The organism is Sphingomonas sp. NCPPB 2930 (assembly GCF_042867205.1).
Lineage (GTDB): Bacteria > Pseudomonadota > Alphaproteobacteria > Sphingomonadales > Sphingomonadaceae > Sphingomonas.
In genome coordinates this window covers 1-1,176 of sequence record NZ_JBHZQU010000043.1, presented here as the reverse complement: position 1 = coordinate 1,176, position 1,176 = coordinate 1, and the positions used below count along the sequence as shown (strand labels likewise).

At 65.7% G+C, this 1,176-nt stretch carries 1 protein-coding gene; it reads right to left on the bottom strand.

Going from position 1 to position 1,176, the window contains the following annotated elements; genetic code table 11:
* Window positions 1–19: 19 nt before the first annotated feature.
* Window positions 20–1,176 (bottom strand): IS3 family transposase gene (locus ACFX59_RS18215; RefSeq protein ID WP_387434462.1). Its coding sequence is split into 2 segments (ribosomal slippage), with 1,158 coding nucleotides annotated over them: window positions 20–924 and window positions 924–1,176; the frame shifts between segments, so codons are not numbered across the junction. This gene is flagged as partial in the annotation.

Sequence of the window (1,176 nt, the reverse complement as noted above, 5' to 3'; positions counted from 1 at the left end):
TTGACGTGACCCCAGTCTTTCAACCAGCGGCAACCAGAGACCGACCGGTGTTGTCGCGCAAGAGCGCAGGTGAAGCAACGGGCGGGGTTAACCCCGCCCGTTGCTGTTCGAGCCCGGCAGCGAATGCGGCCGGGGTAGCGTAGCCGAGCGACGAGTGCGGCCGCTCGGTGTTGTAGTCGTCGACCCAGCGGGCCAGGATCGAGCGGGCTTGGCCAATGGTGAAGAACAGCGTCTCGTTGAGCAGCTCGTCGCGCATGCGACCGTTGAAGCTCTCGACGAACCCGTTCTGCGTCGGTTTGCCTGGCGCGATGTAATGCCACTCGATGCTGGCATCGGCGGACCAGGCGAGCACCGCATTGGAGGTCAGTTCGGTCCCGTTGTCGCTGACGATCATCTTCGGCCTGCCACGCTCGGCGATCAGATCGGCCAGTTCGCGCACGACCCGCCGGCCCGAAATTGACGTGTCGACTACCGCCCGGAGGCATTTGCGCGTCACGTCGTCGACGATGTTGAGCACACGGAACCGCCGCCCGGTGACAAGCTGGTCGTGGACGAAGTCGAGGCTCCAGCGCTGGTTGGGGAGCGCCAGCACCGGTGAAGGTGCCCGCGCGCCCACGGCGCGCCTTCGTCCTTTCCGGCGCCTGACCGTCAGACCTTCCTCCCGGTAGAGCCGCTGGGTCTTCTTGCGGTTGATCGTGATGCCGTCCCGGCGCAGCAGGATGTGCAACCGTCGATAGCCGAACCGCCGACGCTGCTGTGCCAACTCGCACAGCCGCGACCGCAGGTCGCCATCATCTGCCCGGCACGAGCGATACCGCATGCTCGTGCGATCCGCTCCGACAACCGCGCATGCCCGCCGCTCGCTCATCCCCAGGGTCGCCTGGAGATGCGCGACCGCTTGCCGCTTCGCGGCGGGCGTCACCACTTTTTTGACAGCAGGTCTTTCAACCCCGCGTTGTCTAGCATCGTATCCGCGAGCAGCCGCTTGAGCCGGGCGTTCTCCTCCTCGAGCGACCGCAGGCGCTTCGCGTCGGACACCTCCAGGCCGCCGAACTTCGCCTTCCACGCGTAATAGGTCGCGCTCGACATCCCGTGCTTGCGGCACAACTCCGTCACCACTGCGCCCGCCTCGGCCTCCTTCAGGATGCCGATGATCTGCTCTTCCGAGAATTGCTT